Annotated in this window: 21 protein-coding genes, 1 tRNA gene and 1 pseudogene; 12 read left to right on the top strand and 11 right to left on the bottom strand. The window is 71.6% G+C overall.

What is annotated here, in order from left to right; translation table 11 throughout:
• Nucleotides 1-46 precede the first annotated feature (46 nt).
• On the top strand, nucleotides 47-1,786 hold the full coding sequence (locus IE096_RS18955; protein ID WP_229820355.1) for a serine/threonine-protein kinase: 1,740 nt from the start codon (nucleotides 47-49) through the stop codon (nucleotides 1,784-1,786).
• 57 nt (nucleotides 1,787-1,843) lie between these two features.
• Here the strand turns inward: IE096_RS18955 and IE096_RS18950 are convergent, their stop codons facing one another.
• Nucleotides 1,844-2,038 carry a hypothetical protein gene (locus IE096_RS18950; RefSeq protein WP_189453251.1) on the bottom strand — a complete coding sequence of 65 codons (195 nt, stop codon included), beginning with the start codon at nucleotides 2,036-2,038 and terminating at the stop codon, nucleotides 1,844-1,846.
• A 279-nt stretch (nucleotides 2,039-2,317) separates the two neighbouring features.
• Here IE096_RS18950 and IE096_RS18945 point away from each other — a divergent pair, with 279 nt between their 5' ends.
• The 4 genes and pseudogenes from IE096_RS18945 (at nucleotide 2,318) to IE096_RS31515 (ending at nucleotide 4,393) form a co-directional block, all read left to right on the top strand.
• Nucleotides 2,318-2,512, top strand: coding sequence for a DUF1059 domain-containing protein (locus IE096_RS18945; RefSeq protein WP_189453249.1), 195 nt, complete (start codon nucleotides 2,318-2,320; stop codon nucleotides 2,510-2,512).
• A gap of 158 nt (nucleotides 2,513-2,670) precedes the next feature.
• Nucleotides 2,671-3,171, top strand: a complete 501-nt coding sequence (locus IE096_RS18940; RefSeq protein ID WP_189453247.1) for a cupin domain-containing protein — start codon at nucleotides 2,671-2,673, stop codon at nucleotides 3,169-3,171.
• Nucleotides 3,172-3,202: 31 nt separating this feature from the next.
• A pseudogene (locus IE096_RS32180) lies at nucleotides 3,203-3,322 on the top strand (hypothetical protein); the annotation flags it as partial.
• Nucleotides 3,323-3,727: 405 nt separating this feature from the next.
• Nucleotides 3,728-4,393, top strand: a complete 666-nt coding sequence (locus IE096_RS31515) for a pentapeptide repeat-containing protein (RefSeq protein WP_229820353.1) — start codon at nucleotides 3,728-3,730, stop codon at nucleotides 4,391-4,393.
• Between the two features lie 29 nt (nucleotides 4,394-4,422).
• Here the strand turns inward: IE096_RS31515 and IE096_RS18930 are convergent, their stop codons facing one another.
• The 3 genes from IE096_RS18930 to IE096_RS18920 all read right to left on the bottom strand — a co-directional run bounded on the left by IE096_RS18930 (nucleotide 4,423) and on the right by IE096_RS18920 (nucleotide 6,740).
• Entirely contained in the window at nucleotides 4,423-4,860 is a 438-nt protein-coding gene (locus IE096_RS18930; RefSeq protein WP_189453244.1) for a hypothetical protein, read from the bottom strand.
• A gap of 35 nt (nucleotides 4,861-4,895) precedes the next feature.
• Nucleotides 4,896-6,083, bottom strand: coding sequence for an amidase domain-containing protein (locus tag IE096_RS18925; RefSeq protein WP_189453242.1), 1,188 nt, complete (start codon nucleotides 6,081-6,083; stop codon nucleotides 4,896-4,898).
• Between the two features lie 147 nt (nucleotides 6,084-6,230).
• Complete coding sequence (locus IE096_RS18920) at nucleotides 6,231-6,740, bottom strand: GNAT family N-acetyltransferase (RefSeq protein ID WP_189453588.1); 510 nt, start codon at nucleotides 6,738-6,740, stop codon at nucleotides 6,231-6,233.
• A 77-nt stretch (nucleotides 6,741-6,817) separates the two neighbouring features.
• Between IE096_RS18920 and IE096_RS18915 the strand changes: the two genes are divergently transcribed.
• Nucleotides 6,818-6,891 (top strand) — tRNA-Lys (locus IE096_RS18915).
• 14 nt (nucleotides 6,892-6,905) lie between these two features.
• On the opposite strand, the gene IE096_RS18910 is transcribed toward IE096_RS18915, so the two are convergent.
• Nucleotides 6,906-9,353 carry an HAD-IC family P-type ATPase gene (locus IE096_RS18910; protein WP_189453240.1) on the bottom strand — a complete coding sequence of 816 codons (2,448 nt, stop codon included), beginning with the start codon at nucleotides 9,351-9,353 and terminating at the stop codon, nucleotides 6,906-6,908.
• 56 nt (nucleotides 9,354-9,409) lie between these two features.
• Nucleotides 9,410-9,685, bottom strand: a complete 276-nt coding sequence (locus IE096_RS18905) for a DUF2530 domain-containing protein (protein ID WP_189453238.1) — start codon at nucleotides 9,683-9,685, stop codon at nucleotides 9,410-9,412.
• A gap of 240 nt (nucleotides 9,686-9,925) precedes the next feature.
• On the opposite strand from IE096_RS18905, the gene IE096_RS18900 reads away from it, so the two are divergent.
• A complete protein-coding gene (locus tag IE096_RS18900) occupies nucleotides 9,926-11,395 on the top strand; it encodes an NCS2 family permease (protein ID WP_189453235.1) in 1,470 nt (489 codons plus the stop codon).
• 100 nt (nucleotides 11,396-11,495) lie between these two features.
• Here the strand turns inward: IE096_RS18900 and IE096_RS18895 are convergent, their stop codons facing one another.
• Nucleotides 11,496-12,155, bottom strand: a complete 660-nt coding sequence (locus tag IE096_RS18895; protein WP_229820352.1) for a PASTA domain-containing protein — start codon at nucleotides 12,153-12,155, stop codon at nucleotides 11,496-11,498.
• Between the two features lie 171 nt (nucleotides 12,156-12,326).
• Between IE096_RS18895 and IE096_RS18890 the strand changes: the two genes are divergently transcribed.
• From IE096_RS18890 to thpR, 3 genes are all read left to right on the top strand, one after another.
• Nucleotides 12,327-12,791, top strand: coding sequence for a MarR family winged helix-turn-helix transcriptional regulator (locus IE096_RS18890; protein ID WP_126915545.1), 465 nt, complete (start codon nucleotides 12,327-12,329; stop codon nucleotides 12,789-12,791).
• Nucleotides 12,792-12,818: 27 nt separating this feature from the next.
• Nucleotides 12,819-14,234 carry an MFS transporter gene (locus tag IE096_RS18885; protein WP_189453231.1) on the top strand — a complete coding sequence of 472 codons (1,416 nt, stop codon included), beginning with the start codon at nucleotides 12,819-12,821 and terminating at the stop codon, nucleotides 14,232-14,234.
• Nucleotides 14,235-14,469: 235 nt separating this feature from the next.
• A complete protein-coding gene (thpR, locus tag IE096_RS18880; RefSeq protein ID WP_126915547.1) occupies nucleotides 14,470-15,036 on the top strand; it encodes an RNA 2',3'-cyclic phosphodiesterase in 567 nt (188 codons plus the stop codon).
• A 193-nt stretch (nucleotides 15,037-15,229) separates the two neighbouring features.
• On the opposite strand, the gene IE096_RS18875 is transcribed toward thpR, so the two are convergent.
• Nucleotides 15,230-15,829 carry a hypothetical protein gene (locus tag IE096_RS18875; protein WP_189453229.1) on the bottom strand — a complete coding sequence of 200 codons (600 nt, stop codon included), beginning with the start codon at nucleotides 15,827-15,829 and terminating at the stop codon, nucleotides 15,230-15,232.
• Nucleotides 15,830-15,937: 108 nt separating this feature from the next.
• Between IE096_RS18875 and IE096_RS18870 the strand changes: the two genes are divergently transcribed.
• Nucleotides 15,938-17,065 carry a permease gene (locus IE096_RS18870; RefSeq protein ID WP_268248327.1) on the top strand — a complete coding sequence of 376 codons (1,128 nt, stop codon included), beginning with the start codon at nucleotides 15,938-15,940 and terminating at the stop codon, nucleotides 17,063-17,065.
• Nucleotides 17,066-17,085: 20 nt separating this feature from the next.
• On the opposite strand, the gene IE096_RS18865 is transcribed toward IE096_RS18870, so the two are convergent.
• Both IE096_RS18865 and IE096_RS18860 read right to left on the bottom strand, forming a co-directional pair.
• The gene (locus IE096_RS18865; RefSeq protein ID WP_189453228.1) at nucleotides 17,086-18,081 is read right to left on the bottom strand and encodes an aldo/keto reductase; all 996 of its coding nucleotides are present in this window, start codon (nucleotides 18,079-18,081) and stop codon (nucleotides 17,086-17,088) included.
• A 79-nt stretch (nucleotides 18,082-18,160) separates the two neighbouring features.
• A complete protein-coding gene (locus tag IE096_RS18860) occupies nucleotides 18,161-20,212 on the bottom strand; it encodes a GTPase family protein (protein WP_189453226.1) in 2,052 nt (683 codons plus the stop codon).
• 107 nt (nucleotides 20,213-20,319) lie between these two features.
• Between IE096_RS18860 and IE096_RS18855 the strand changes: the two genes are divergently transcribed.
• Nucleotides 20,320-20,862 (top strand): GNAT family N-acetyltransferase, encoded by a 543-nt coding sequence (locus IE096_RS18855; RefSeq protein WP_189453224.1) that lies wholly within the window; start codon nucleotides 20,320-20,322, stop codon nucleotides 20,860-20,862.
• On the opposite strand, the gene IE096_RS18850 is transcribed toward IE096_RS18855, so the two are convergent.
• Nucleotides 20,834-21,646 (bottom strand): phosphotransferase, encoded by an 813-nt coding sequence (locus tag IE096_RS18850; RefSeq protein ID WP_189453222.1) that lies wholly within the window; start codon nucleotides 21,644-21,646, stop codon nucleotides 20,834-20,836. The genes IE096_RS18855 and IE096_RS18850 overlap by 29 nt on opposite strands.
• Nucleotides 21,647-21,692: the final 46 nt, after the last annotated feature.

The following is a 21,692-nucleotide window of genomic DNA, read 5'->3' as shown; positions in this document are numbered from 1 at the left end:
CCGCCAGTGTGGCGTGAGTGACGAGCGTGAGGGAACGGAGCATGCGGTGACGACGGGGGAACCGAACGGCGGAGATCTGGTCGGAAAGGTGCTCGGCGGTCGATACCGGGTCACCGCGATGCTCGGCCGCGGCGGCATGGGCGTGGTCGCCCGCGCCGTGGACGAGCTGCTCAACCGCGAGGTCGCCGTCAAGATCCTGCGGGCCTACACCGACGCCTCCGGGCCCGACCTCGCAGATCTGCGGGCCCGGATGCGGCGGGAGGCGCAGGCGGCCGCCCGTATCCGGCACAGCGGCGTGGTCACCGTCCACGACGTGACCGAGGAGCAGGGCCTCCCGGTCATCGTCATGGAACTCGTCGACGGCCCTTCCCTCGACGACGTCCTCGGGGAGCGCGGCACGCTGGAGCCGCACGAGGCGGCGGCCATCGGCGCCAAGCTCATGGACGCGCTCGACGCCGCGCACCGCGCCGGCGTCCTCCACCGGGACGTCAAGCCGGGGAACGTGCTGCTGGAACGCGGCGGCAGGGTCGTCCTGACCGACTTCGGCATCGCGACGCTCGATGCCACGGGCGACGAGGCCATGGACAAACTGACCCGCAGCGGCGAGATCATCGGCTCCCTCGACTATCTGCCCCCGGAGCGCGCCCAGGGCGCGGACCCCGGCCCCGCGTCGGACATCTGGTCGCTCGGCATGACGCTGTACGCGGCGGTGGAGGGCGCTTCGCCGTTCCGCCGGACGTCGGTGTGGTCCACGCTGACGGCGATCGTCAACGAACAGCTGCCGGAGCCCAAGCGGGCCGGGGCGCTCACACCGGTCCTGCTGGCGCTGATGGCGAAGGAGCCGGAGCACCGGCCCACCGCCGACGAGGCGCGGCAGATGCTGGAGCGGGTGGCGTCGGGGAAGACGGTGAACCTCGTGCAGAGGTCGTCCACGCCGTCGGCCGACACCCCGCCGTCGGCCGCTTTGCCTCCGGCCGCCGCCGCACCCCCGGCCTTCGGCGCCCCGCCCCCGGCCTTCGGCCATCCGCCCACCATGGCCGTCACCCCGCCGCCTCGGCCCGTGGCGGGCGCCGGTGCCGATGCGGCGCCGCAGCCTCCGTACGCCGGCTACGGCTACCCTCCGCCCGGGCATCCGGCGGCCGCCCCGCCTCCCGCTCCCGCCCCCGCTCCCGGCCCTCCGGGCGCGGGCAAGGTGCGCCGCCGTAGTCGTGCGCTCATCGCGGGGGCGGCGGCCGCCGTCGTACTCGCGGGTGGTGGCGTCAGCTACGCCCTGATGGGCGAGCACGGCGGCAAGCGCGACGACGTGGCGCAGGGCGCGTCGCCTGCTCCGGAGTCCCCTTCGGGTGGCGGCATGGTCACCGCACCGTCGGAAGGCCCGCCCGTGGCGCCGTCGGGCAGCCCCTCGCCGCTGGTGCCGAGCGGGTCGCCGGCCGTCCCGGGCAAGGAGAGCCCCAAGGCGACGCCGAGCGACGACAAATCCCCGAAGGCGTCACCTTCCCCGTCGTCGATGGTGTCCAAGAGCTGCGTCGGCTGGGCCCACAAGGACCCGAAGCCGGGCACCTACGGCTACATGATCGGCACCTTCAAGCTGGGATCCGGTCCGTATGCGTCATGCCCCACGCTGGCCGAGGCCAAGTCGGGCGTGAAGGTCTGGTTCCACTGCTACATCACCAACAATTACGGCCACCGGTGGACCTACGTCCGGATAGACGGCACGAAGAGCATGGGCTGGATGTACAACGGCAACATCAACCGCCAGAACGGACCGGACACCCCCTGCACGTAGGACTCGGCCCGGTGCCGGGTCCACGCCGAGGTGGCGTGAACCCGGCGGGCGGGAGGCTCAAGCGGGACAGGTCCCGTCGATGTTGAGGGCAAGGCTGGCCAAGTCGGCCTGCACGGCCCTGCACACCTCGCCGGGGATCGTCATGGGGGCGGCGGGGGCGGCCTGTGCTGCCGGGGCCGTGACGACGGCTCCCAGGACGGTGAGGACCGTGCTCGCTGCGAGCGCGAGGACGGTTCGTCGGGTGCGGCTCAAGGCGTCTCCTCCAGTGGAGTGGGGGGGGGCGGACTGCGGTGAGTCTGTCCAGCCGGCCGCGTGAGGTTCCCCCGGGGACGGGGCGCCAGGGGGTATCCGGGGTTGCGAGTAATGGCCCTGTGGGGTGAGGCCGGTGGCCGCAACCCCGCACAGGCTGTAGCGGATCGTTTCCGCAGCCCCGTACGGGTGACATGCCGCATGCGGGCACGGCGGCGGGGCATCTCCTGCCCGGCCTACCCTGGAATCGCAGGCGGTACATCCGTACGACAGGAGGCCGTCATGACCAGGAAAGTCGCCGACTGCCGCAAGGCGCCGAGCGAATCCCACTGCACGCTGACGATCACGGGCGAGGAGGACGAAGTCGTCCGCGCCGCCGCCGAGCACGCGGTCTCCGTGCACCAGCACGAGGACACGCCCGAGCTCCGCGAAATGATCCGCGGCATGCTGGAGGACGAACCGGCCCCGGGCACCTGACCCTATGCGTCGACGACGCGGCGACCTCCCCGCCCCGGGCGGGGAGGAAGGCCGCCCGCGCGGCGAATTGACCTCCTGAATCCGCAGGGAATTGCACCATCCACCGGGTCTCCCGCCTCCCTAGAGTCGTGATCACGACAACCGAGGAGCCCACAGCCATGACGACGACGACCCGGAACGCCGACTTCCCCGCCCTGCTCACCCGTGCCGCCGAGGCGGAGGTCACGCGCGATCCCAGCAGCGTCATCACGCTGCTGGCCGACTCCGACACCACCGGCGGTCTGCTGACGAGCTACCGCTCGACGTTCGCCCAGGGGGCGCCGGGCGCGCCGGCGCACTTCCACACCCGGGCCGCCGAGATGTTCCACGTCATCGACGGCTCGCTGCGGGTGCTCGTGGGCGAGGAGGTCAAGGTGCTGGAGGCCGGGGACTTCCTCCTCGTGCCGCCGCGTACGCACCACGCGTTCGCCGCCGCGCCCGGGTGCGAGGCCGATGTGCTGATCACCTTCACGCCCGGGATGGCGCGCTTCGCGTACATGCGGCTGCTGGAGCGCGTGATGCGGGGCGAGGCGAGCCCGCGGGAGATCAAGGAGTCCTCCGAGCGTTTCGACAACCACTACGTGGACAGCCCCGTGTGGAACGCCGCGCTCGGCGCGTGAGGCGGCGGGTGAGGTTTGCGGTCGCCGGGCCGTGCGGAGGATTCCGGCATGGGTGAGACGGCGACCACGCACGCGGCGAACACGGCCCGCACCTACGTTCGACGTCGTCTGGACGCAGGAGGCCCTCGTCCACAGCGGCGACCGGGCGCGCATGCTCTCGGAGGCGGTCCGTGTCCTCGCGCCCGGCGGGGCCCTCGTTCTCACGGACGTGATGGCGGCCGACGACAGCCACCGGGACGCGCTGCGTCCGGTGTGCGAGCGGCTGGACGTCGCTCCCGCACTACACCCGCCTCGCCGAGGACGTACGGCGGCACGGCGACGAACTCGCCGGCGCCTACAGCGACGCGTACCGGGAGCGGTTGCGGGCGAACCTGCCCCTGTGGGTCGACGCCTGCGAGAACGGCCTGCTCTCCTGGGGCGTCTTCCACGCCCGCCGGTGAGCGGACCGGGGTGGACGGGGAAGGCCCGCCCCACCCCCGCCGATTGGGCGGAACGGCCGGACTCGCGTAAGCATGAGGGCGCCCCTCCCGCACCCCGGACCGGAAGGACCCCGCCCATGAGCGCGCCCGTGCCCGCCCCTCGCGACCTGGCAGAACTCCCGTACGCGCACCGCCTGGAGCCGTTCACGGGCGAGCTGGAGCGGGAGAGCGCGTACGAATGGCTGCACATCGACGGGCGCGACTTCGACGACGTCGACGGCGGCAGCGCCCAGTTCTCCGAGTCCGCCCTGTCGTCGGTGACCCTCACCCGCGGCCGGTACCGGCGCGCGCTCTTCGACAACGTGTGGTTCCACAACCTCCGCACCGTCGGCAGCGATCTCGCGGAGACCAGGTGGATGGACGTGGAGTGCGTCTCCGGCCTCCTCGCCGGTACGGAGATCCACGGCGCCGACATCCGCCGCACCGTCTTCCACCACTGCAAGTTCGACTCGGTCAACCTGCGCGTGGCCCATCTCAAGGAAGTCGCGTTCGTCGACTGCCTGCTGCGGGACGTGGACTTCGGCGGTGCGACGCTGACGGACGTCTCCTTCCCCGGCACGGCCCTGGACGGCGTCGACCTCACCCGGGCCACGCTGACCCGGGTCGACCTGCGCGGGGCGACCGCGCTGGGCATCACCTCCGGGGCGGAGTACCTGGCCGGGGCGACGATCAACACCCCTCAGCTCTTCGACCTGGCCCCCGCCCTGGCCCAGCACGTCGGCCTCACTGTCACGGACGACTGACGACTACTGAGGACGGTTGTCGCCTGCTGTCACGGACGTGACGTCTGTGCCGGCGACTTCGGCATGGAGCCCGGCGCGGTGCCCAGGGCGACGTACCACGTCCCGCCGCGCCGGGTCAGGGTGAGCGTCTCGCTGAAAGGACGGCCCTCCTTGTCGGTCGCCCGGAGCCGCGCGTCGGCGGTGTCGGGGCCGAACTCGTGGCCGACCCGGACGTCGTCCACGCGCAGCCCGCGTCCGCCCTGGCTGCCGACCAGCTCCCGCGCGGCCTGCTCGGCCCCCTCGTTGCCGGGAGGGCTGAGCTTCACCAGCGCCGGTACGTCACGGTCGTTGATCGCCTTCACATACGCGACCGCGGTGTCGCGCTCGTCCCTCGCCTTCCCTTCCCCCTGGTCGTCGCACGCGGTCAGGGACAGGGCCGCGACCGCCGTCGTGCACACGATGCGAACGATGCGAAGTGGTGTCTTCATGTCGCTCCAGAGGCCGGGGAGGCGAAAGCCGGACGTCACGTGCGGTGCGCGTACCACCAGGCGTGCGGGTACTTGGCAAGGAGGTTGGTGAGCTTCCGGTTGTGGGTGTTGCTCGTGTGGTACGTCAGATAGATCTCACTCGTACCGTAGAACCCCGTGACGATCATCGTGTGGTCGATGGTGTTGTCGCGGTCCCAGTCCGCCTGGAGCACGTCGCCCAGGGCCATCTGCCAGACGTTGTTCAGGGGCTTGGCACGCTGGGAGTACTTCCTGGCGAACCAGAACCAGTTCTCGGCGCCGCCCCAGGTGTAGCTGGTGGTCCAGGTGTGGTCGCCGTAGTACCACTTGTCGCGGTCCTTGCGGTCGAAGAACCCGCTGCCCTTCTTCTTCCAGCCGCCGGCCTTCATGGCCTGGGAGACGAAGTTGGTGCAGTCGTTGCCGTAGGTGCGGTAGTCGCCGTTCGGGTGCTGCCAGTACCTGTTCGCGTAGTTGACCATCGCCGTGTAGTCGTAGCCGGCGGCCAGGGCGCTCTTGCCGGTCTTGGCCTTGTCGTCGGCCGGGGTGCCCGCGGGCGGGCGTTCGGTGTTCGCGGGTGCCGAACGCGGTCCCTCGCTCTTCGTCTCGTCCGTGGGCCGCTCGGTCCTGGGCGGGGTGTTGTACGTGGTGACGTCCCCGGTGCCGATGTCCGGCCGGTCCGAGGCGAGGACCCAAGCGCCGGCCGCGTCACGGGTGAAGGTGAGCGTGTGGTCGAGGGTGTACTCCTCGGCCTTGGGCTCGTCGGCGGAGCGGACGTTCGGGTAGAGGAGGCTCGTCGTCTCCGTCAGCCGGAGCGTGGCGCGGTCGCCCGTCTGCTCCGCCTTGCCGGGGGTCACCGTCACCTCGGCGCCCGAGTAGCCGCCGCTGGCCTTCTCGTAGGCGCGGCCCTGCTCGGCGAGCTGGGCGAACTCCTTCGCGAGGCTCTGCTTCAGGGCCGGTGTGGCGCGTTCGGGCGTGACGGGGGCCAGGCGCTTGGCACCGGCCAGGGTGACGGAGTCGGCCCGCTGCCGCAGATACGCGTGGGCGATGCCCGTGAGATCCCGCAGGTCGCCGGCGGCGACCGGCCGGGACTCTTCCACCGGCGAGGAAGCCGAAGGCCCGGCCGCGGAGGCCGAGACGGCTGTGGTGAGCGTGAGCACGGCCGCGGTGAGCAGTGCGCACGGTAATCCGGGAGCGATCTTTCTCATGACTTCCCCCATGTTGTTGTGGCTACGCCCGTATCAGGCTGCGTCGTAAGGACACGTATGGGGGCTGTCGTGGTGCCGCGATGGCTGGATCGAGGCCGTTCTTTGGCCGGGGAACGCCTGGGAACGACGGGTTCCGTCGGTTCTCGGCTACAGCTCCCGCTCGTACCGCACGCCCGGGCGGTCGCCGACGGTGGTGTGTTCCGCGAACACGAACCCGTTGCGTTCGAGGACGGTCCGGGAGGCCGGGTTGTCGAGGGTGGTGCGGGCCGTGAGGGAGGTGAGGCCGTACGTCGTGGCGGCCAGGCGGCACAGCGCGGCGACCGCGGCCGTGGCGACGCCCCGGCCCGCCGCCCGCTCGGCGATCCGGTAGCCGAGCTCGGCGGTGCCGCGCTCGACGTCGACGAGGTTGACGCGACCGATCAGCCGACCGCCCTCGCTGCCGCTGTCGCCATCGCCGCCGTCATCGTCCAGGACGACGTGGAAGTGGATCCCGCCCGTCTCCTGCTCGGCGAGCCGGGCCGCGTGGTAGGCCGCGAAGCCGGCGAAGTACGCGTCGCCGCGGTCCGGGACGGTCCGGGCGAAGTACGCGCGGTTCTCCCGCTCGAAGGCCAGCAGGGCGGGCGCGTGGTCCGCCCTGAGCCGCTCCAGTCTCACCATGCTCACCATGTCGCGGAGCGTACGGTGGCCGCCGTGGTCAGAGGTACTCCTTTTCCGGGGTACTATGGATGAGTCACGCGCCGCTAGCTCAGTTGGTTAGAGCAGCTGACTCTTAATCAGCGGGTCCGGGGTTCGAGTCCCTGGCGGCGCACAGTGACGATGGCCTCACCGATCGGTGGGGCCATCGTTCGTTTTCAGCCGCCGCCACGTGAGTTCCAGCGCCACCCCCGCCGCCACGGCGATGGCGACCGCCGTCCACGGCATCGTCGCCCCGATGAGCTTCAGCGCGAAGAAGCGCTGCAGCCAGGGCACCACCAGGACGACCACGAACCCCGCCCCCATCGCCGCGACCAGCGCCACCCGCCACCACGTGTACGGGCGGGCGATGATCGCGAGCACCCACAGGGAGATCAGGAAGAGGGTCAGCGTCGCCGCGCTCGTCTCCGCGCCGAGCGTGTCGGTGCCGAGCCCGGCGTCCGCGTAGTGGGCGCGGGCCAGCAGGTACGCGGCGAAGGTGGCCGTCCCCGCGATCAGGCCGGACGGGATCGCGTACCGCATCACGCGGCGGACGAAGTGCGGGCGGGCCCGTTCCTTGTTGGGGGCGAGGGCGAGGAAGAACGCGGGGACGCCGATCGTCAGCGTCGACAGCAGCGTCAGGTGCCGGGGGAGGAAGGGGTAGGAGACCCGCGTGCAGACGACCAGGACCGCGAGCAGCACCGAGTAGACGGTCTTCGTCAGGAACAGCGTGGCCACGCGCGTGATGTTGCCGATGACGCGCCTGCCCTCCGCCACGACCGAGGGGAGGGTGGCGAAGCTGTTGTTCAGGAGCACGATCTGGGCGACGGCCCGGGTGGCCTCCGAGCCGGAGCCCATGGAGACGCCGATGTCGGCGTCCTTCAGGGCCAGGACGTCGTTGACGCCGTCGCCGGTCATGGCGACCGTGTGGCCCCGGGACTGGAGGGCGCCGACCATGTCCCGCTTCTGCCGCGGGGTGACGCGGCCGAAGACCGCGCCCCGGTCCAGGGCCGCCGCCATCGCCTCCGGCTCGTGCGGCAGCTTCCGGGCGTCGACGGGGGCCTCGGCCCCGGGCAGCGCGAGCTTGGCGGCGACGGCGCCGACGGAGACCGCGTTGTCGCCGGAGATCACCTTGGCGGAGACGTTCTGCTCGGCGAAGTAGCGCAGGGTCTCCGCCGCGTCGGAGCGCAGCCGCTGCTCCAGGACGACGAGGGCGGTGGGGCGCACGCCCTCGGCGACGCGCGGGTCGTCCAGGTCGCGCGCGGCGCGGGCGAGGAGCAGGACGCGCAGGCCCTGGGCGTTGAGCCCGTCGACCTCGGTGAGCGCGGGGTCGCCTGCGGGCAGCAGCACGTCGGGGGCGCCGAGCAGCCAGGTGCCGGACTCGCCGTCGGGGCCGTGGAGCGAGGCGCCGCTGTACTTGCGGGCGGAGGAGAACGGCAGCGCTTCCGCGCAGCGCCAGCCGCCGGAGGCGTTCGAGGTGCCCGAGCCGTCGGGGTAGGCGTCGATGATCGCCTGGAGGCTGGCATTGGGCCGCGGCTCGGCCTCGCCGAGGGCGCCGAGCACCTGGCGCACGTACGACTGCCGGGCCTCGTCCGACTCCTGCGCCTCGTCCGACCCTTGCGTCTCGGCCAGGACGCGCAGCTCGCTGACGTCCATGCCGCCCTCGGTGAGGGTGCCGGTCTTGTCGAGGCAGACGACGTCGACGCGGGCGAGCCCCTCGATGGCGGGCAGCTCCTGCACCAGGCACTGTTTGCGGCCCAGCCGGATGACGCCGATGGCGAAGGCGACGGAGGTCAGCAGCACCAGCCCCTCGGGGACCATCGGCACGATCCCGGCCACCATGCGCCGCACGGCCTCCCGCCAGTCGTGGCCCTGGACCACCAGCTGGCTGACGACGAGGCCGAGGGCGGCGGGCAGCATCAGCCAGGTCACGTACTTGAGGATCGTGCTGATGCCGGTGCGCAGCTCGGAGTGGACGAGGGTGAAGCGGGTGGCCTCCTCGGCGAGCTGGGCGGCGTACGCCTCGCGGCCGACCTTGGTGGCGGTGAAGGCGCCGCCCCCGGCGACGACGAAGGAGCCGGACATCACCGGATCGCCGGGCTTCTTGAGCACCGGGTCGGCCTCGCCGGTGAGCAGCGACTCGTCGATCTCCAGGCCGTCGGCCTCGGCCACCTCGCCGTCGACGACGCACTTGTCGCCGGGGCCGAGCTCGATGACGTCGCCGAGGACGATCGAGCCGGTGGGGAGGGCGACGGGGGCGCCGTCGCGGCGGACGACCGGCTTGGCCTCGCCGATGACGGCGAGCGAGTCGAGGGTCTTCTTGGCGCGCAGCTCCTGGAAGATGCCGATCGCGGTGTTGGCGATGATGACGAAGCCGAAGAGGCCGTCCTGGAGGGGGCCGACGACGAGGATGATCAGGAAGAGGACGCCGATGATGGCGTTGAAGCGGGTGAAGACGTTCGCCCGGACGATCTCCTTGGTGGAGCGCGAGGACCGTACGGGTACGTCGTTGACCTCGCCCCGTGCCACGCGCTCGGCGACCTCGGCGGCGCTCAGCCCGGGGTGCGCGGTTGTCACGATCTGCGAGGGATCGCTCATGTTCCGACGGTAACCGGGCGGCTTCCCGCTTGCTCGGCCATGGCCTCAGCCGTAAGTCAGCGCTGCTCCGCACCCTGGGCGGCCTTCGCCGCCGCATGCCGCTTGATCGCCGCGTCCCGCTTGCGGACGTACCAGACGCCGATCAGCCCCAGCCCGCCGCCGGCGAGGCATGTCCACAGCCACCACAGGTGCCCGTGGTCCCGGTACCAGCCGTAGAACGGCAGTTGCGCGAGGAAGAGGACGAACCACACGATCGTGCCGCCCGTGATCGTCGCGACGACCGGGCCCTCCAGGGGCTCGGGCGCTTCGTGCGTCGGTGTCCACTTCGTCATGGCGGCCAGCCTAGTGCGTCCGGGTTCGGCCGACGGCGGTGGAGCCCTTGCGCCGCCGGGGTCTACGCGCGGAGATAGCCAAGTCGCCCTTGTTTATTCATACTGAATCGAACTGGATTTGATTGCTCGCTTATGTTTGATCATACAAGGATGATCAAAAGAAGCGCGGCGAAGCACTCTTCTGATCCATTTGTTTTGTCCCGACGGCCTCCCCGGCCGCCCTCACGACTGAGGTCACGCATGCCCACCTCGGCCACCCCAGCCGTCGACGCCCAGCAGCCGTCCCCCACGCCCCCCACGGGCAACGCCCTCGACCGGTACTTCCGGATCAGCGAGCGGGGCTCGTCCGTCTCCCGGGAGCTCCGCGGCGGACTGGCGACCTTCTTTGCGATGGCGTACATCATCGTGCTGAACCCGATCATCCTCGGGGCCGGTCACGACAAGTACGGCCATCAGCTGGACAACGGCCAGCTGGTCACGGCCACCGCGCTGATGGCCGGTCTCACCACCGTCCTCATGGGCGCGATCGGCAACGTCCCCATCGCCTGTGCCGCCGGCCTCGGCATCAACGCCGTCGTCTCGCTCCAGCTCGCGCCCAAGATGAGCTGGCCGGACGCGATGGGCATGGTCGTCCTCGCGGGCCTGGTGCTGATGGTGCTGGTGGCCTCCGGTCTGCGGCAGCGCGTCATGGACGCGATCCCGAACGGGCTGCGGCGCGCCATCGCGATCGGCATCGGCCTGTTCATCTCGCTGATCGGCCTGGTGGACTCCGGCTTCGTCAGCCGCAACCCCGACGCCGCCCACACCACCGTCCCGCTCTCCCTCGGCCAGGGCGGTCAGCTCCAGGGCTGGCCGGTGGTGGTCTTCGCGGCGGGCCTGCTGCTGACGTTCGTCCTGCTCGTCCGGAAGACGCCGGGCGCGATCCTCATCGGCATCGTCGTGATGACGTTCACCGCCATCGTGATCAACTCGCTGGTGAAGATCCCCGACGCCGAGTGGGGCCTGTCCGTCCCCAGCTGGCCGGACAAGATCGTGGACACCCCCGACTTCGGGCTCGTCGGCAAGGTCAGCCTCCTCGGCGGCTTCCACGAGGTGGGCTGGCTCACCGGCTGCCTGTTCGTCTTCACCGTGCTGCTGTCCGGCTTCTTCGACGCGATGGGCACGATCATCGGCGTCGGCGAGGAGGCCGGGCTGACCGACGAGAACGGCCAGCTGCCCAACATGGGCAAGATCCTGATGATGGACGGCGTCGCCGTCGCCGCGGGCGGCGTGGGCTCGGCCTCCGCCAACACCTGCTTCGTGGAGTCCACGGCCGGCGTCGGCGAGGGCGCCCGCACCGGCCTCGCCAACCTGATGACCGGCGGCCTCTTCCTCCTCGCCCTGGTCTTCACCCCGCTGGCCAAGATCGTCCCCTCGCAGGCCGCCACCCCGGCGCTGCTGGTCGTCGGCTTCCTGATCATGGCGTCCAACGTCAAGGAGATCGACTGGAGTGACTTCACGATCGCCATCCCCGCGTTCCTGACGATCGTCTCCATGCCGTTCACCTACTCGATCACCAACGGCATCGGCATCGGCGTCCTCGCCTTCATCGCCCTGCGCGTCGCGGACAAGCGGGCCCGTGAGATCCCCTGGCTCCTCAACGCGGTCGGCGTCTGCTTCCTGATCTACTTCCTCCTCGACCCGATCGAGCGGGCGCTGGGCGTGAAGTAACGCCCGCGGAGCAGATCGCGAGGGTGGGTGCGGGCCGCGGCGGCCCGCACCCACCCTCTTCGTATCCCCACCTTCGACCGGTCCGGTCGGCGGGTGTGGATCAGCAGGACTCCCCGTACTTCACCGCGGTGAACGACACGGGCCGGCCGTCGAGCTTGGCATCTGCGGCGGGCTGCTGCGAGCACACCTGCCAGTTCGACTCCATCAGGACCATGCGGCCTCGCCCGGACGCGTCCTTGACGGTGATGCTCGTGCTGCGGTCGAGGGCCTGGCGGGCGGCCTTCACGGACTTGCCCGTGAAGTCGGGCATCGTGGATCCGGCGGCCTTGGGCGCGGCCCCTTCATCGCTGGCGGGGCAGTCCTCTTCGAGTTTGACGGCGGCGAAGTCGACCTTGGTGCCGGTGGGGTGCTCGCCGTGCGACGGGGTCTGGGAACAGACCTTCCAGTTGCGGTCGAGGACCTGCATGCGGCCGCGGCCGAGGGCATCGTGCGAGGCCAGGTTGTGGAACCCGGCGGCCTGCGCCTGGTCCTGCGCGGACTGGAGGCCCTTGCCCTTCATATCGGGAAGGCTCGCGGCCTTGGTGCCGGGGCCGGGGCCGGTGCCGGCGTCGTCGGCCTTGGCGGTGTTCTGGACGGCGGACGGCCTGCCGTCGGAGTCGGCGCTGCCGTTCGTGCTGCCGTTCGTGTTCGGGTTGCACCCGGTGATGGCCAGTAGGCCGACCGCGCCGAGGGTCGCGATGGTGGCGGCGTGCTTGTGCATGGTCCCCCCCATGACGATAGTGCTGGAGGAACAGCATGCGGCATATGTGCACAGTGTGGTGAACGCCGTGAACGTTCTGTGACCCGGTCGGCCCAGATGCACCCCCCACGTGCCCCCATGCGCCCCAATGCCAACTTTCTTTAGTTCAGGTAATGAGTTAATCTAATAAACATGCCGGACCTGTCCAGCGCACCGCATCACACCCCGCGCGACACCCCAGACGACGTAGCCGCCGTGAACGCCCTGCGTTCCGCGGTGATGCGGCTGGGCCGCAGGCTCAAGCACCAGCGGGTCGACGAATCGCTCAGCCCCGCCGAGATGTCGGTGCTGGGCACGCTCGCCCGCTGTGGCTCCGCCACGCCCGGGGAGCTGGCCCGCAAGGAGCACGTGCAGCCGCCCTCGATGACGCGCATCGTCGCGCTGCTGGAGAGCAAGGGCCTGGTCCGGCTGGAGCCGCACCCGGAGGACCGCCGGCAGAAGGTGGTCCGCCAGACCGAGCAGGCCGAGGCCATGCTCGAGGAGAGCCGGAGGAAGCGGAACGCCTGGCTGGCCCAGTTGGCCGGGCAGCTGACCGAGGACGAGTGGGAGACGCTCCGCGCCGCCGCGCCCGTCCTGGAGAAACTCGCGCACCTGTAAGTGCACGGAGAAGGAGGCGACCCCACTTTGAGTACGGGACCCGGAGCAGACTCCGCACCCGCACCGAACCGCCACCACGACGCACCCACCACCTCCCTGCCGCACCTGGACCGCAGCCCGAAGCGCGGTTCCGAGTCCGGTTCCAAGGGCGGAACCTTCAGTTCACTCCGGATCCGCAACTACCGGCTCTTCGCCACCGGCCAGGTGGTCTCCAACACCGGTACCTGGATGCAGCGAATAGCCCAGGACTGGCTGGTCCTCAGCATCACCGGCTCCTCCGCCGCCGTCGGCATCACCACGGCGCTGCAGTTCCTGCCCCTGATGCTGCTCGGCCTCTACGGCGGCGTCATCGCCGACCGCTGCCCCAAGCGACAGCTGGTGCTGGTCACCCAGGCCGCGATGGCCGTCACCGGCCTCGCGCTCGGCGTCCTCACCCTCACCGGGCACGTCCAGGTCTGGCACGTCTACCTCACGGCGCTCGCGCTCGGCCTCGTCACCGTCGTCGACAACCCCGCCCGCCAGGCGTTCCTCGTCGAGATGGTCGGCCCCGCCGACCTGCGCAACGCCGTCAGCCTCAACTCGGCGAACTTCCAGTCAGCGCGTCTCGTCGGCCCCGCCGTGGCCGGTGTGCTGATCAGCGCTGTCGGAAGCGGCTGGGCGTTCCTCCTCAACGGGCTGTCCTTCGCCGCGCCCATCGCCGCGCTGCTGCTGATGCGCGCCTCCGAGCTCCACAAGGTCGACCCCACCCCGCGCGGCAAGGGCCAGCTCCGGGAGGGGCTGCAGCACGTCGCGTCACGACCGGAGCTCATCTGGCCGATCGTGCTCGTCGGCTTCATCGGCACCTTCGGCTTCAACTTCCCCATCTGGCTCACGGCGTTCGTCAACGACGTCTTCCACGCCGACGCCAGCACCTACGGTCTGCTCAACACGCTGATGGCGGCCGGCTCCCTGGTGGGCGCCCTGCTCGCCGCGCGCCGCGGCACCTCGCGGATGCGGCTGCTGGTCGGCGCGGCCCTGGGCTTCGGCCTGCTGGAGATCACCGCCGCGCTGGCGCCCTCCTTCTGGATCTTCGCCCTGCTGCTCGTGCCGATCGGCATGTGCGGCCTGACCATCAACGTCACCGCCAACTCCGGTATCCAGCTGGCCGCCGACCCCGCGATGCGGGGCCGGGTGATGAGCCTGTTCATGATGGTCTTCATGGGCGGTACGCCGCTGGGCGCCCCGCTCGTCGGCTGGGTCACGGACGTGTACGGGCCCCGGGTGGGCTTCCTGGCCGGCGGCGTCGTCTCGACGCTGGCGGCGACGGCGATCGGGCTGGTGCTGCTCCGGGCCGGTGGCCTGCGGATGCGGGTCGGCTTCCGCCGGGGACAGCCGGTGGTGGCGTTCGTGCCGCGACCGCCGTCCCGGCAGGAGGCGGAGGCGCGGGTGCCGGCGACGGCCTGACGGCCGCCGCCTGGACCCCCCCGTCCTCATGCGCCGGACGCGCGGGCTCTGCCCGTCCGGCGCATGAGGACGACGCGCGTCAGCACGGATGGGGGTCCGGGGGCTCGCCCCCGGTCACGGGAAGGGGCGGGAACGGGGAACGGCCCCGCAGGGCCCCCGGCCTCTCCCTGGCCTCCCCCCCGGCCTCCATCCCGGCCTCCACCGCGTTGATCACCGCATGCGGGACACTGGCCGTATGCGCCTGTTCGTCGCGGTGAACCCCCCGGAGCCGGCCGTCGCCGAACTCGCCTCGGCCGTCCACGACTTGCGTGCCCTGCCGGGCGCGGAACGGCTGCGCTGGGCCGAGCGGCCCGGCTGGCACTTCACGCTCGCGTTCCTCGGCGAGGTCGACGAGGCGCTGCTCCCGGAGCTCACCGAGCGCCTGGGCCGCGCCGCGCACCGGCATCCGGCGCACGCGCTGCGGCTCGCCGGCGGGGGCCGGTTCGGGGACCGGGTGCTGTGGGTGGGGGCCGAGGGCGAGGTGGAGACCCTGCGCGGGCTCGCCCGTTCCGTGATCGCCGGGGCCCGCCGGGCGGGCGTCGTCGTGGACGGGACGCACTCCTTCCACCCCCACCTCACCCTTGCCCGCTCCGGCGGCGGCCGGGTGAACCTCCGCCCCTACGTCGCCGCGCTGGTGGACTTCCGGGGCCGGGAGTGGCGGGCCGAGCGCCTGGAGCTCGTCCGCAGCCGGCTCCCCGGCGGGGGCGTCCCGGGGGAGCGGCCCCGCTACGAGACGATCGCGGCGTGGGAGCTGGGGCGGTAGCCGGCCGTGTCCATGGGGCGTGGCCGGGCCCACGGGGCGTGCCCGCGGCCCGTCCGGTTAGGCTCGTGGGGTGGACCCGAAGACCAGGAACCGGATCATGACCGGTGCGCTCGCCCTCATGCTCGTCGTCGTCGCCGTGGTGTCGGCGGTGAAGTAGCCGGCGGCGAGGCGGCCGGCGGCGAGGTGGCCGTCCTCACTTCCAGGTGGCGAGCGTCTTCGTCCCCTGCTCCCAGGTGACGCCGGTCGGCGCCCCCGCCCCCGCGTCCGCCACGTAGACGGCGCAGCCCGTCACGCTCTGTCCCGGCGCGGCCTTCTCGAAGTCGGACGTGCTCAGGGACTCGCACTTCTCGAAGCCCCGGTACTTCAGCGGGTTCTTCGGATCGCCGGTGGTGTCCAGGGCGCCGATGATCGTCAGCTTGGTCAGCCGCTTCTTGTTCGCGTCGGCCACCGAGAAGTACGTGGAGGCGCCGCCCGACTTCCCGGCCTCCGTGCCGGTGGGCTTGGTGAGCTTGTAGCGGAGGTAGTAGGGCGTCCTGCCGGCGTACTTCGACGCGTCCTTGAGGACGCTCAGGTCGGCGCTGCCGCCCTGCTCCAGGCGTTCGACGGTCACGTCGAGCTTGGCGTCCTTGTAGCCGGGGAGGCTCGCCGTCTCCCCGAACCGCAGCTCCTTCCCCTCGTCGGAGGAGGAGCCCGAACAGCCCGCACAGGCCGCCAGTACGGCCGTCGCGAGTGCCGCCATCGCGGCCGAGCGGAGGGCCTGGCGCGGTCGCCGGACCGCTGTCCCGTTCACCATGGCGCTCACGATAACGAGCCGTGGAACGACTGTCCGAAGAAGCGCTTCAGTTGAACGGAAGCGTGTTGTCCGCCCCGGGGCCGGGGGCCGCTCGGCCATGCTGAGGGGGTGATCCTTCACGCCGTCCTGCGCGCCCTGGCCGTCACCGGGTCCATGACCTGGGAGATCACCTGGGCGCTGGTCCTGGGGTTCGCGCTCTCCGCCGTCGTCCAGGCCGTGGTCCGCAGGGCGGCCGTCGTCTCCCTGCTGGGCGACGACCGGCCCCGTACGCTCGCCGCCGCCGCCGGACTGGGCATGGCCTCGTCCTCCTGCTCGTACGCCGCCGTGGCCCTGGCGCGCTCGCTGTTCGTGAAGGGCGCGCACTTCACGGCCGCGATGGCCTTCGAGATCGCCTCCACCAATCTCGTCGTGGAGCTGGGGGTGATCCTGGCCCTGCTCATGGGGTGGCAGTTCACGGCGGCCGAGTTCCTGGGCGGGCCCGTGATGATCGCGGTGCTGGCGGTGCTCTTCCGGCTGCTGCTGCGGGAGACGCTGCTGCGGCGCGCGAGGGAGCAGGCCGAGCGGGGCGTGGCGGGCTCGATGGAGGGGCACGCGGCGATGGACATGTCCGTGGGCGGCGAGGGCTCGTTCGTCCGGCGGCTGCTGTCGCGCGAGGGGTTCACCGCGACGTCCCACGTCTTCGTCATGGAGTGGGCGGCGATCCTCCGCGATCTCGTGCTGGGCCTGTTCATCGCGGGGGCGATCGCCGCCTGGGTGCCGGACTCCTTCTGGCGCGCGTTCTTCTTCGAGGGCCATCCGCTGCTCGCGAAGGTGTGGGGACCGCTGGTGGGGCCGCTGGTGGCCCTGGTGTCGTTCGTGTGCTCGATCGGGAACGTGCCGCTGGCGGTGGTGCTGTGGAAGGGCGGCATCAGCTTCGGGGGCGTGGTGTCGTTCATCTTCGCCGACCTGCTGATCCTGCCGATCCTCGCCATCTACCGGAAGTACTACGGCGGCCGGACCGCGCTGTTCCTCCTCGGCACCTTCTACGTCGCGATGGTGATCGCGGGGTACGTGGTCGAGACCGTCTTCGGCGGGCTCGGGCTGATCCCGGACCAGGCGGCGGCGAAGGTGCCCATGTCGGGGGTGAGCTGGAACTACACGACGTACCTGAACATCGCCTTCCTCGCCCTGGCCGCGGTGCTGCTGGTGCGCTTCCTGCGGACGGGCGGGAGGGCGATGCTCAGGACGATGGGGTGAGCCGACGGCTCAGTGGCCCTTCACCAAGCGAAAGCCTCCGGCGACGCGCCCGGCCCGGGGAAGATTTCGTCCAGATCGACGAGCAGCTCCTCCGGAAGCTTCAGCTCCGCCGCCCGCAGCGCGGACTCCAACTGCTCCGCCGTACGCGGCCCCACGATCGGCCCGGTGATCCCGGGCCGGGTCAGCAGCCACGCCAGGGCCACCTCGCCGGGCGCCAGACCGTGCTTGTCGACGACGTCCTCGTACGCCTGGATCTGGTCGCGGATCCTGCTGTTCGCGAGCGCGTCCGCCGAACGGCCCGACGTGGAACGGGCGCCGCCGCCCTCCCGCTCCTTGCGGAGGACGCCGCCGAGCAGCCCGCCGTGCAGCGGCGACCAGGGGATCACCCCGAGCCCGTACGCCCGCGCCGCCGGGACGACCTCCATCTCGGCGCGGCGCTCGGCGAGGTTGTACAGGCACTGCTCGCTGACGAGGCCCAGCGAGCCACGGCGCCGGGCGGTCTCGTTGGCCTGGGCGATGTGCCAGCCGGCGAGGTTGGAGGAGCCCACGTAGAGGATCTTGCCCTGCTGGACGAGGACGTCCATGGCCTGCCAGATCTCTTCCCACGGCGTGCGCCGGTCCACGTGGTGGAACTGGTAGAGGTCGATGTGGTCCGTGCGCAGCCGCCGCAGGCTCGCCTCGACGGAGCGGCGGATGTTCAGCGCGGAGAGCCGGTCCTCGTTCGGCCACGGCTCGCCGGCGGCGTTCATCCCGCCGAACACCTTGGTGGCGATGACGACCTTGTCGCGCCGCCCGCCGCCCTTGGCGAACCAGCTGCCGATGATCTCCTCGGTACGGCCCTTGTTCTCGCCCCAGCCGTAGACGTTGGCGGTGTCGAAGAGGTTGACGCCGGCGGCGAGCGCCGCGTCCATGATCGAGTGGCTGTCGGTCTCGTCGGTGTGCGGCCCGAAGTTCATCGTCCCGAGCACGATCCGGCCGACCCTGAGTCCCGTGCGTCCGAGCTGCGTGTACTCCATGGCCCCTAAGCCAACGCCCTGGGGCCGGGTGGGGGCAAGGGTGCCACTCGATCGGCGGCCGGGACCGCTCAGGGATCCGTCAGGGCTTCTCCAGTGTTCGCAGGGCCTCCACCAGGGCGCGGCCCTCCTCGTGGACGGGTGCGAGCCGGTCGATCAGGCCCTGCCGGACCCGGTTCTCGGGGTTGGCGATGCGCTGCCGCGCGAAGTCGCGCGTGCTCTCCAGCTGCTCCCGGTACTGCGCGAGATTGTCGCTCAGGTGATCGATGACGATGGTGCCCTGGATCGCGGCGGACTGGGCGAACTGCTCCATGACCGCCGTGACTTCGGCGTCGATGGCGCCGATCCACTCCTCCTGGAGGACCTGCAGCGAGTTGAGCTTCCTCTTGCGGTACTCGATCCCCATGAAGACCATCCCGGCCACACCCGCGACGACCGTGGCGGGAGGGAAGACCGTGCCGGCCGCCGCCAGACCGTACAGCCAGGTCCCGCCCGCGGCGACCGGCGCCACGACCCCGACCAGCGCCGACGCGCGCTGGACGATGTCCTGCGCGGTGGCCGGGCGTTGAGCGCGCTGGGGCAGGGAGAGGTCGTTCACGTCGAAGACGGAGTCGGGGAGCCGCCCCGTGAGGTCCTTGTCCCCGAAGAAGTGCTCCACGGCCTGCGACACGTCCTGCTTGAACGCCTCCAGCTGCTCGGTCCACAGCGTCGCCGGGCCGGTCGGGGCCTCCAGCCACGTCCGGAGCGCCTGGGTCTTCGACACCTGGATCTGGTGCGCCTTGACCGGCTTGCTCACGTCGGTCTGCCGGATGGTGGAGTCCAGCGAGCCGTGGAGGTGGGCGGCCAGGCGGCCGAACGGCCGCACGGCCCGCCCGACCCGGGCCCGGAGCCTGCGCTCCAGCTGCTCGCGCAGCTCCGGCAGCACCCGGTCCAGCAGTTCCAGCCGCCGCTGATGGCCGTCCAGCAGCTCCTTCAGCCCGTCGATCTCCAGCTGTTCCGTCCGCAGCCGGTCCTCGACCAGGCGCAGCCGGGGAACGAGCCTGACGCGCGCCTCGGCCGCCACGGCGGCGATGTGCCGGGGACCGGTCTCCGTTCTGATCAGGTCCTCGATCGCCTGGCGCAGGGTGTCCATCCGGCTCTCCGCGCGGCACCGCCGCGCGGGCGCCTCGGCCTCCTCGGCCTCCAGCTTCGCCGCGCGCGCCTCCAGGGCGGGGGAGACGGGGATGAATCCCTCGCCGATGAAGCCCAGGTCCGGCCGGCCGTCGGAGAGGGTGAAGTTCTCCCTCAGATAGCCGGTGTCGCGGGCGACGGTCGCCTTCCACTCGGGCTCGTCGTGGAGATCGAGGTTCGACGCCGAGTCGATCGCGGTGACCACCCACACGACCCGCTTGCCGGAGAGCTGGTAGTGCTCGTAGAGGGTGCGGATGAGGGACAGCTCCCGCTCGGAGAGCGTCCGGCCGGCGTGCGCGACGTACATGAAGCAGTCCGCGTCGGCCAGCGCGGCCCTGACGATCAGGTCGTGGACGGGGTTCGGGGAGCCGTAGCCCGGCAGGTCGTAGAACTTCGCCGGCAGTTTGGTGTCCGCCAGGAGCACCTCGAGCTCGGCCACCTCGCGGTCGCGGTGCGCCCTGAGCCGGTTGACGACGTCCGCGTCCTGCATGGCGTACGCCGCGACCACGGAAGGGGCCGGGGAGTTCCCGATGTCCTCCCACTCGCCGTCGGCCGAGTCCGTGAAGCGCACCCGCAGAAAGCCGGTCCCGGAGGCGTCCACCGTGGACTGGCGGCCGTCGACCGGCACCACGCACGCCGGGCAGGCCGTGGTCGGCACCGGCGAGGACGGCAGCAGCCCCACGAACTTGTCCGCCGTCCGCCCGTCGGCGGTCTGCACCTCGACCAGCTCCAGGCCGCCCTGCAAGCCGCTCAACAGGAAACTCTTGCCGGACGAGAAGGCGCCGAGGAGAGCCACGTTGATCAGGGCCGAGGCCGCGCGCGTCCGCAACCGCCTGACCGCCGCCGCGTCCGCTCGTAACTCCTCCGGCCACTCCGCCGGAACCTCGGGGAGACCGGCCGCGTCGCGCAGCCATGCCTCGGACCGGTCGAGAACGTCGCGCAGCTCGCCGCGCGTTTCATCCACATCCCTGTGTGCTTCCCTTGGCACTGTCACGCCAACGGTATAGCTGTGGCTGAAAGACGACGCAGCCGGAACGGCAACCTCGCTTTCGTTCCGTTACCTTGCCCCGCGTGAACGATCTACGAATCCGCCCGGCCGGTGAGGCCGATCTGTCCGGTCTCGTCCGCCTCCGCGACGACGCGGCGCGCTGGATGCTGGCCCGGGGGATCACCGGGCAGTGGCGGCCGGGGGAGTTGGACGAGGACCACTTCCGCCGGGTCATGGCGCGGGGGGAAGTCTGGCTCGCGGAGACGGCGGACCGCTCCGTTCTTGGCGCCTGGGAACTGTGGTGGGAGGACGAGGACGCGTGGGGCCCGCAGCCGCCCGTGGCCGGATACGTCCACCGGCTGATGGTGGACCGCCGCGTCGCCGAGCCCGGGACGGGGCAGCGGCTGCTGCGGGCGGCGGAACGCCGGGTGGCCGCGGCGGGGCGGACGCGGGTGCGGCTGGACTGTCTGGCGGGCAACGCGCGGTTGAACGCCTACTACCGGGCGGCCGGTTACCGCGTCGCGGGCCGCAAGGAGGGCAAGCCGCAGCCGGGCGGGGCGCCGAAGTCCTTCACGCTGCTGGAGAAGGACGTGCGCGCTATCGGAAAAGCCCGAGCAGCGCGGTGAACCGCTCGTTGCTCGGCCGGGCGTCGACGGGGCCCACGCGGGAGGTCCAGGCCCGGCAGTTGGCGGCGACGAACGCGCGGAGGGCGGCGGCGGTACCGGCCGCCCGCCAGCAGGCGGTGAACCCGGCGGCCCAGGCGAGCGCGGTCTCGGACGGGCAGTCGGCCTCCATCAGCCGGACGGCGGTGTTGGCGACGTCCACCCAGGCCGGCCCGAGGGCGGGCATCGCCCAGTCGACGAGGTGCGCGCGGTCGGCGGTGACGAGGAGGTTGTGGGGGTTGGTGTCCGTGTGCAGGAGCGAACGGCCGTGGAGGAGCGGCAGTTCGCCGGTCTCCAGGAACCCGGCCCAGCGACCGGCGAACGACGGCACGCCCAGCCCGGCCGGCGGCGGTGGCAGAGCGCACGCCGTGCCGAGTGCTTCGGCGACCAGGGCGTGATCCGCCGCCCCGGCCGACAGATCCGCGTGCCGCGCGCCGCCGACGTACTCGAACCCGAGCAACTCCCAGCCGCCGACCGCGACCCGCCACAGCAGCCGGGGCCCGACGGGGCGCGTATACGGATTGACGGCGGCTTCCCAGTGCTGGCCGGCGCGGGCGGCGGTGTTCGTCAGGGGAGTGCCCTTGACGAACGCCGCCGTGCCGTCCGCCGTGGTCAGCGCGGCGGCCACGGCGCAGTTGAGCCCGCCGGGGAGCGCCCGCGCCGTCACGACCGGCCCGGTGCGCTCCTCGACGGCCGCCCGCACGGATCGGGGCAGCTCGTGCCATTCGGTGCGCGACGTCGACGTCATGGCGCCCCTCACGGACGACTACTGCTGAGTCGTCCCGCATTTGCGA

This window comes from Streptomyces abikoensis, from assembly GCF_014648775.1.
Classification (GTDB): domain Bacteria; phylum Actinomycetota; class Actinomycetes; order Streptomycetales; family Streptomycetaceae; genus Streptomyces; species Streptomyces abikoensis.
The sequence above is the reverse complement of the archived record's forward strand: the minus strand, read 5'-3'. Positions and strand labels throughout refer to the sequence as shown.

Bases quoted from the DNA above. Each gene is read 5' to 3' on its own strand.
- IE096_RS18945 (WP_189453249.1), top strand. From the start codon at position 2,318: ATGACCAGGAAAGTCGCCGACTGCCGCAAGGCGCCGAGCGAATCCCAC.
- IE096_RS18940 (WP_189453247.1), top strand. From the start codon at position 2,671: ATGACGACGACGACCCGGAACGCCGACTTCCCCGCCCTGCTCACCCGT.
- IE096_RS31515 (WP_229820353.1), top strand. From the start codon at position 3,728: ATGAGCGCGCCCGTGCCCGCCCCTCGCGACCTGGCAGAACTCCCGTAC.
- IE096_RS18930 (WP_189453244.1), bottom strand. From the start codon at position 4,860: ATGAAGACACCACTTCGCATCGTTCGCATCGTGTGCACGACGGCGGTC.
- IE096_RS18925 (WP_189453242.1), bottom strand. From the start codon at position 6,083: ATGAGAAAGATCGCTCCCGGATTACCGTGCGCACTGCTCACCGCGGCC.
- IE096_RS18920 (WP_189453588.1), bottom strand. From the start codon at position 6,740: ATGGTGAGACTGGAGCGGCTCAGGGCGGACCACGCGCCCGCCCTGCTG.
- IE096_RS18910 (WP_189453240.1), bottom strand. From the start codon at position 9,353: ATGAGCGATCCCTCGCAGATCGTGACAACCGCGCACCCCGGGCTGAGC.
- IE096_RS18905 (WP_189453238.1), bottom strand. From the start codon at position 9,685: ATGACGAAGTGGACACCGACGCACGAAGCGCCCGAGCCCCTGGAGGGC.
- IE096_RS18900 (WP_189453235.1), top strand. From the start codon at position 9,926: ATGCCCACCTCGGCCACCCCAGCCGTCGACGCCCAGCAGCCGTCCCCC.
- IE096_RS18895 (WP_229820352.1), bottom strand. From the start codon at position 12,155: ATGCACAAGCACGCCGCCACCATCGCGACCCTCGGCGCGGTCGGCCTA.
- IE096_RS18890 (WP_126915545.1), top strand. From the start codon at position 12,327: ATGCCGGACCTGTCCAGCGCACCGCATCACACCCCGCGCGACACCCCA.
- thpR (WP_126915547.1), top strand. From the start codon at position 14,470: ATGCGCCTGTTCGTCGCGGTGAACCCCCCGGAGCCGGCCGTCGCCGAA.
- IE096_RS18875 (WP_189453229.1), bottom strand. From the start codon at position 15,829: ATGGTGAACGGGACAGCGGTCCGGCGACCGCGCCAGGCCCTCCGCTCG.
- IE096_RS18865 (WP_189453228.1), bottom strand. From the start codon at position 18,081: ATGGAGTACACGCAGCTCGGACGCACGGGACTCAGGGTCGGCCGGATC.
- IE096_RS18850 (WP_189453222.1), bottom strand. From the start codon at position 21,646: ATGACGTCGACGTCGCGCACCGAATGGCACGAGCTGCCCCGATCCGTG.